Raw genomic sequence first — 7,191 nt, 5'->3', positions numbered from 1 at the left:
CCCTCCCGCGCCGGCTTCCGCCCCTGAAACGACCGACCGTCCCGGGGACGAAGCCGTGGCGACGTTGCGACCGCTGAAGGACCTGGTGGCGGAGGTGGACTCACCGGGGGTGCTGCGCTCGGACATCGACGCGCTCATCGCGGCCCTGCGACGGCCGCCGTCGGGCGCGGAATCGCTCCAGACGCGGGTGGACGTGCTGCGCGAGCTGGTGGCCCGCGACCACCCCGTGGGCAACCACACGGGGCGGGATGGAACGACGGTGCGGCAGGCGGCGATGACCGCGTTGCTGGCGCTGGGCCCGGCCTGCGCGCAGGACGTTCCACCCGAGACGTTGAACGAGGCTCCGGCCCCGTCCAAGCAGCACGCTCCGGCCCCGTCCGCACAGCCCCCCGATGCCTCCGGAGACCGGAAGTTCCTCATCGCGGCAGGCTGCGCGCTGTACCAATCGTTCGCCGCGTTCGGGGCGCACAGCCTCTTTCCCTTCTTCCGCATGGACCTCAGCGACCCGCTGTCGAAGGGGGTGCTCATCCCCTTGCTGCTCGTGTGGGGCCCATCCCTGCTCGCCATGCTTGGCCACACCGAGAAGTCACGGCCGCTCCAGGTGCTCGGCTCCGTGGCGATGTGGCTGCAGGTGGTGGCGTGGGCCCTGGTGGGCCTGGGCCTGGTGTTGGGGGGCGTCGGGTTCCTCGTCGTCGTCACGCCGTGGCACCTCGCGGCGTGGGCCGCCATCGTGATGCACCCGGTGAAACAACCGGAGGCAGGACCGGCTCCAACTCCCCCGCACTGACCGCGTCCCCAGGGAGCGGCCACGCGCGCTCCAAGGGGCCCCGTTGCGCCCGGGTCGCGAGTCGGCGCATGACTGTCCGTGAGGAGCCTCCATGTCCCAGCAAACCTACCGCCCCGCGCCCCCGACCGCCGACGCGACGGCCGACCTGCCCGAGTCCGTGGCCGCCGACGCGATGGCCGACCTCACCGGGGCCGCGAACGCGATGGGCACGGTGCCGGCGACCGCGACCGCGAGGGCCCCGCTTCCCGTTCCCGAGGAGGCATTCCCTCCGTTCGCGGAGCTGTTGAACGCGGTGCGCTCGCCAGGGGCGGATCGCGTGGACATCGAGGCCTTCATCGCGGCGATGGGGCGGGCTCCCACCGCGGAGGAGACGCCCCGGGCGCGAGCGGACGTGCTGCTGGACTTGATGGCCCGCGAGAACCCCATGGGCGACTACCGGGGCCGCGATGGGACGAAGGTGCGGCATGCGGCAAAGGCCGCCCTGTTGTCCCTCGGCTATCCGTACGCGCTGGAGCTGCCGCCCGAACTGCTGGACACCCCCCAGGCCCGCACCACCGAGCCCTACACGGGGCCCGGGGCGGTGGGCGTCGTCGCCACGCTGCTGTCGGCGCTGTACCAGTCGGGCATCGTCCTGGTGGCGCAGCTCGTCCTGAGCTTCCGGAACTTCGACTGGGACCGTCCGTGGACGGAGCCCTTCCTTCCCGCCTTGTTGGCGGTGTGGGTTCCCACGCTGTGCGCACTCTTCGGGCTCGGACTGGGGAAGCGCACATTGCACGTCGTCGGCGCCTGGGGGCTGTGGCTGTTGCTGGCGGCCTGGAGCGTGGCGAGCATCATCGGCGTCGTCGAATCGGGCCCCTTCTGGCCCCTCTTCCTGCCCTGGCACCTGGCGCTGTGGGCCGCCTGGACGATGCGCCCGGGACCGGATCCGGAGGCCCCCGCGCCCCAGCCCGCGTCCAAGCGATGATGAGACCCTTCCCCGCCGTGAGGCCCGCCACGCGCGAGGACCGCGAAGCCATCGCGGCCATCTACAACGCGGCCCTCGCCGAGCGCTCCTCCACCTTCGAGACGCGCCCCCGCACGCCCGAGGACATCGACGCGTGGCTGGGCAAGCGCCACCCGGTGCTCGTGGCGGAGGAGGACGGCCGCGTCATCGCGTACGCCTCCACGAGCGCCTACAGCCCGCGCGAGTGCTACGCGGGCATCGCGGACTTCAGCATCTACGTGGCGCCGGGGGCCCGGGGCCGGAACGTGGGGCAGCACGTGCTCCAGGCGCTGGTGGAGGCAGCGGAGGCGGCGGGCTTCCACAAGCTCACCTCGCGCGTCTTCGCCACCAACACACGCAGCCGCGCGCTGCTCGGGCGGCTGGGGTTCCGCGAGGTGGGCGTCCATGAGAAGCACGCCCCGCTCGACGGCGTGTGGCACGACATCGTGGTGGTGGAGAAGCTATTGCCCGCGAACGTGCGGTGACGGGCGCCGCGAGTCCTCGGCCCACTCCTCGCGCGTCCAGCCCTGCCGTTCGTAGAGGGCGCGGCGCTCCGCGGGCAGGGCGTCCCAGGCCATGCCGGGGTCCAGGTCCTTCGGGCGGCTGAAGACCCCGGGGATGTCATCGCGCAGGGCCTGGGCCGCGCGCTCGGGGGAGAGGCCGCGCAGGCCGTAGCCCAGCTTGAGGCCGGCGTGGTGCTGGTGGGACTTGTCGGAGAGTTCAAAGGACACGCCGCCACCGAACTCCGCGGTGCGCGGGTTGAGGGTCGCCTGGGCCCGGGCATGAGGGCCTGCCCCCAGGGACAGCTCCGTCTTGCCCTCCGAGTCCCGGCTCACGCTGGCGATGCCCACACTGAGCTGAAGCTCCGATTCGGTCTTGCCGTGCGCGTCCGTCATCAGCTCCAGTTCCAGGGGACCGGCCTTCGCGACGACGCCCGCTTGCGTCTGCACATCGGCGGATCCGCGCGATTCGAGGCGGGCCTCGGCCTTCAGCTTGAACAGGTCATGGGACGCGCTCGCCTCGGCGGTGAGGAAGACACCGGCGGGCTGCTGTCCGGAGAGGACCAGCGCGCGGGCGGTGGCCTTTTCGTAGGCCTGGACCTGGGATGCCTGGGGACGGCCGAGCCCGGCCTTCCATGCGGCTTCGTAGCGCTCACGCTGGGGATCGGCCCAGGCGAGCCCGAGCATCGTCTCGCGCAGCTCCAGCGCCTGGGGCGGCCCGAGCGCGCGCAGGGCACGCAGGCTGTCGGTCTGCTCCACGGCGTCGCCATAGCGGCGCAGGTAGGCGTCATAGGCCTGGACGGCGGCATGGCCGGTGTCGGTGGCATGGGCATTCACCGCGTCACGCAGCGCCCCGGGCAGCTTCGGATCATTGACGAAGACCTCCGGTCGTCCGGGCATCCCAAGCTCCCCCATGGTGCCCCCCGGACGCCGCTGGAGGACGCCGTTCGACGCTGCCTGTTCGAGGAAGGACTGACGGGAGGGCGCATCCATCCGGGACACGTACGTGGCGAGCAGCCCGTCACGGTCCATGCGCTCCAGCGTCGCGCGGTACGCCTCGCGCGGAACGGAGCCGAGCGCCGCGTGCGTGGCCTGCACGTCGCTGCCCGTGAGGAAGGGGTTCGACAGGCTGCGCGTCAGGTGCGACTGGAGCGTGGCGTAGACGTCCTCCGGAACGGGCACGGTCGTGGGACGCAGCCGACCGCCCATCGCCGCGAGCTCCCGGGCGGACACGGTGGGGCCCTCGATGCCGAGCCGTGGAGGGGCCCCGGGGGAATGCGCGGGTGCACCGGGCGGACCGTCATAGGGCCGCAATTCGTTGCGCGTGGACGATGCGGCGGGCTTCAGGGACGTGGGCGGGGACGCGCTGCTCTCGCTGACGGCGGACCGCCTGGACGCGGTTCGCGGTGCGTCCAGGGCCTCGCGGGACGTCGGTCCGGAGACATCGGGAAGGGGGCTGTCGAGGGGACCAGGGCTGCTGCCGGAAGAATCGATTCGGGACATCGGGCTCGCTCCGAAGGAGGAACCCGGACGTCCTGCAGCGCGTGCGCCACGGGCAGGTGCCCGGAATCGCGTCCTCACGCCGCACGAAGGATCTCCGCATCCGGACGAGGGATCCTTCCGTGCAGACGGGCGGCGCGCTCACGCCCGCCCGTCCGTGAACCCGACCCGGCTTCAGCCCAGCACGTCCTGCGCGCGGCGGTAGTACATCTCGCGGCTGGCCATGCCGTTGTAGCCGCCGTTGATGCGGCGGGTGACCTCGCGGAAGTTGCCCGCGTCCGCGTAGCTGTTCAGGTTGCGCGAGCCCCAGTACCAACCCGCGATGCGGAACGCGACGTCCGGATCCTTCGCGCGCTCGGGGTGGCCTTCCAGGTCGATGCCCAGCGCCTTGCCCGCGGCGCGGTAGTTGGCGCGGCCCGTGAGCTGGATGGGACCCCGGCCCTTGTAGCGCTTGCCGTCGCCCGGCTGCGTGTTGCCCAGGTCCTTGCGGCCCTCGTACGCCGCGCCAGAGGCAATCTCTTCCATGTAGCGCAGCTCGCCGCTCTCATGCGCCAGCTGCGCCAGGAACATCTCCTGCCGCTTGGGCGTGTTGATCTTCGCCTCCGCCATCGCCTTGTTCAGGTGCGGCAGGTACTGCTCCGCCTTCGCCTGCGACAGGTTCGGCATGATCTTCCGCAGCTGCGCCACCGACACGCCGCCCTTGCCACCCGACGTGCCCGGCGTTCCGCCCACCCCGCCCGTCGTCGGCGGCGGGTTCGTCGTCCCACCACCGCCGCTCTTGCCCGGGATGGTGAGCTTCTGGCCCACGTAGATCTTGTTCGGGTTGGAGATGTTGTTGGCCTGCTGCAACGCGTTCACCGTCGTGCCGTGCCGACCCGCGATGCCGCTCAGCGTGTCCCCGCTGCGCACCGTGTACGTCGAGCCGCCCGACGACGGCTTCGGCGTCACCGGCGCCGAGCCACCCTTGCCCGGAATCGTGAGCTTCTGGCCCACGTAGATCTTGTTCGGGTTGGAGATGTTGTTGGCCTTCGCCAGCGCCCCCGTCGTCGTGCCGTGACGACTGGCGATGCCGCTCAGCGTGTCGCCACTGCGCACCGTGTAGCTGCCCGCCTTCGCACCCGCCTTGGACGGAGCCGCCGCCTGGAACGAGTCCGGCACCGTCAGCTTCTGCCCCACGCGGATGAGGTTCGCGTTCGCGATGTGGTTCGTCTTCTGGAGCGAACCCACCGACGTGTTGAAGCGCTGCGCGAGGCCGCTCAACGTGTCGCCGCTGCGAACGGAATAGGTCGTCACGGTTGAAACTCCGGGAAAAAGTGGAAACCAGTGCCCGGATTTTCGTGACGCCTGAGAATTAGTTTCCCAGGAAGACTGTATTTTCAGGTTGTTGAATCAATCCGTTACGGCTGCATCTTCGACTCGCGCAGGCGCTGCTGGAGGTCGCGGGCCTCGTCGGTGTCGTGCAGCACGACGAGGCTCTGCACGTAGTAGGCGAGCGCCCAGAGGTTCTCCTCCGGGATGGCGCCCTTCCACGAAGGCATGGCGGCGCCGCCGACGCCCGCGGCCATCACGCGATAGAGGTCCTCGCGTTGCGCCTGCGCGGTGTACGGCTGGCCTTCCACGCGGGTGCCCTGGGGCCACACGGTGCGCAGGCGGTGGAAGAGGAAGTCGGGGGGCAGCACCTTCGACAACTGCGTGGCCTCACCCTTCGCGTCCACGGTGAGCGAGTAGTCCGAGTCCCGAGGCAGCGCGGTGTACGGATCCACGTTGGCCAGGTTCACCTTGCGGCCGGTGACGCTCTCGGTGAGCGCGGCGATTTCAGCGCGGGGCAGGTACGCGACGTGACAGCTGGCGCAGCCCGCGTTGCCCTTGCCGGCCACGTGGTAGACGGTGCGGCCGCGCGCCACGGCCTCCGCGTCGCGGCCCTTCCACGGGTCCTCGGACATCGCGAGCGGCACGCCCGGCGCCTCCTCCTTCCAGCGCGGACTGAAGGCTTTGAGGTACTGCACCACCGCGTCCACGTCCGCGGGCGGCACGTCCCACGCGAACATCGGGGTGCCGTGCATGCCCCGGCGGATGGTGCGCTTGAGCGCGTCGTCGGTGGGCAGCTCGCCGGCCGCCACGCCTCCGAACTTGAACAGGCCCTGGTGGAAGTTGCGCGGCACCGGACGCATGCCCGAACCCGCGGGCCCCTGTCCGTCGCCCTTCTCCCCATGACAGGAGGCGCAGTAGTGCGTGTAGACGTCCCAGCCGCGCGCCAGCGTCGCGGCCGGAACAACAGTGCCATTCGCGAGCTTCAACGGTTCGAACTTCGGCGGCTCGCGGCGGCACGCGGGGGCGAGCGCCCCCAGCGCGAGCACGGCGAGCATGCGAAGCGCACGCGACGCGGAGGCGATTCCAGGGAGGCAGGGAGTGGGCTTCATGGGAGGTACACCACCGCGAAGAGGACACCGTACATCACCGTCGTGCACCACCAGCCGGGCAGGGCTCGGCGCAGGGGAGCACGTGCATCAAGGCCTCGCAGGGCGCGCAGCGTGGCGCGCAGCAGTCCCGTGAGTACGACCGCCGCGTGCGCGGCCTGCACCGCCGACAGGCCATACAACACGGAGGCGAACACGCCGCTGTCCGGGATGCGCAGGTCGCGGTGCCACCACAGCACGTGCAGCCACGCGGCCTGCGTCGCGAGGAAGCCTGCTCCCGCGCACAGCACGCCCAGCAGCCATCCGCGCGCGCGCCGTGGCTCCGCGACGTGCCGGAGCGCACCGTGCAGCAGGGCCCCTCCGGCGACGAGCAGCGCGCCCGCCAGCGAGGGAACGAAGCGCCCCGGGAGCGCGGACGCGGGCGGCCAGAAGCCACGCATCCGGTAGAAGTCCGCGGCGAAGGCCACCGCGCAGAAGAGCATCGCCGCCGCCGCGTGCGCGAGGACCATCCCGAACCACAGGTTGGCCTCCGCGCGCTGGGGGGACACCGGGGCCAGCGTCCCGGTGGAGTCGTTCGTGCTCACGGGGGGCGACTCTCGCATGCCTGGGCCCGGCGCGAAGCACCGGGGAACCCGGCCGCTCCCCCGCCTCCAGCGCCTGGTGTGGATTCACCGCAAGAAGGTCTTGGTGGATGAGGGGCGCTGTCCCTCACTTCGGTCCCATCGCGGCACAGCGAACGGCCCGCCCCCATGCACTCGACGTTCCGCGTGCCCCACCTGGATGATGCCCCCTGACGGGTGGCACCTTGCGCGAACCTGTCCGACTGTCGGACAGGTTCTGGCGAACAGCAGCCGGCGAGGCGGCCCACTGGACTCCGTTCCTGGCGTGCCCACTCCAGTCCGGGCTTCGCACAAAATGCGGGAGAGCCAAGCCCACGGAGGACAAGAACCCCGCGTGCGCATGGGCTGGCCGGTAGTAGCGTCGCGGACCCGCCCCGATGCAACC

The 7,191-nt window shown here is 71.2% G+C and carries 7 protein-coding genes; 3 read left to right on the top strand and 4 right to left on the bottom strand.

The genetic code is table 11. The annotated features are described in order from the left end of the window. The 3 genes from D7X74_RS37125 to D7X74_RS37115 form a co-directional block, all read left to right on the top strand. A partial coding sequence (locus tag D7X74_RS37125) for a hypothetical protein (protein WP_233602420.1) occupies positions 1–787 on the top strand: 787 nt, incomplete at its 5' end. Between the two features lie 91 nt (positions 788–878). Further along, complete coding sequence (locus D7X74_RS37120; RefSeq protein WP_120537713.1) at positions 879–1,751, top strand: hypothetical protein; 873 nt, start codon at positions 879–881, stop codon at positions 1,749–1,751. 17 nt (positions 1,752–1,768) lie between these two features. Then, on the top strand, positions 1,769–2,254 hold the full coding sequence (locus tag D7X74_RS37115) for an arsinothricin resistance N-acetyltransferase ArsN1 family A (RefSeq protein WP_199732964.1): 486 nt from the start codon (positions 1,769–1,771) through the stop codon (positions 2,252–2,254). Here D7X74_RS37115 and D7X74_RS37110 read toward each other — a convergent pair. From D7X74_RS37110 to D7X74_RS37095, 4 genes are all read right to left on the bottom strand, one after another. Next, on the bottom strand, positions 2,231–3,772 hold the full coding sequence (locus D7X74_RS37110; protein WP_147446820.1) for a hypothetical protein: 1,542 nt from the start codon (positions 3,770–3,772) through the stop codon (positions 2,231–2,233). The two genes, D7X74_RS37115 and D7X74_RS37110, sit on opposite strands and share 24 nt — an antisense overlap. 171 nt (positions 3,773–3,943) lie before the next feature. Continuing rightward, positions 3,944–5,062, bottom strand: coding sequence for a LysM peptidoglycan-binding domain-containing protein (locus tag D7X74_RS37105; protein WP_120537710.1), 1,119 nt, complete (start codon positions 5,060–5,062; stop codon positions 3,944–3,946). Positions 5,063–5,166: 104 nt separating this feature from the next. After that, complete coding sequence (locus tag D7X74_RS37100; RefSeq protein WP_233602419.1) at positions 5,167–6,189, bottom strand: cytochrome c; 1,023 nt, start codon at positions 6,187–6,189, stop codon at positions 5,167–5,169. Continuing rightward, the gene (locus tag D7X74_RS37095; protein WP_120537708.1) at positions 6,186–6,770 is read right to left on the bottom strand and encodes a hypothetical protein; all 585 of its coding nucleotides are present in this window, start codon (positions 6,768–6,770) and stop codon (positions 6,186–6,188) included. Before D7X74_RS37095 ends, D7X74_RS37100 begins: the two co-directional genes overlap by 4 nt. Positions 6,771–7,191 lie beyond the last annotated feature (421 nt).

The organism is Corallococcus sp. CA047B (assembly GCF_003612065.1).
In the GTDB taxonomy this organism is placed as follows: domain Bacteria; phylum Myxococcota; class Myxococcia; order Myxococcales; family Myxococcaceae; genus Corallococcus; species Corallococcus praedator.
This window is presented reverse-complemented; position numbering and strand designations above follow the sequence as displayed.

What these genes read in the sequence shown, in the direction of transcription:
- D7X74_RS37120 (WP_120537713.1), top strand. Translation starts at nt 879, where the DNA reads ATGTCCCAGCAAACCTACCGCCCCGCGCCCCCGACCGCCGACGCGACG.
- D7X74_RS37110 (WP_147446820.1), bottom strand. Translation starts at nt 3,772, where the DNA reads ATGTCCCGAATCGATTCTTCCGGCAGCAGCCCTGGTCCCCTCGACAGC.
- D7X74_RS37100 (WP_233602419.1), bottom strand. Translation starts at nt 6,189, where the DNA reads ATGAAGCCCACTCCCTGCCTCCCTGGAATCGCCTCCGCGTCGCGTGCG.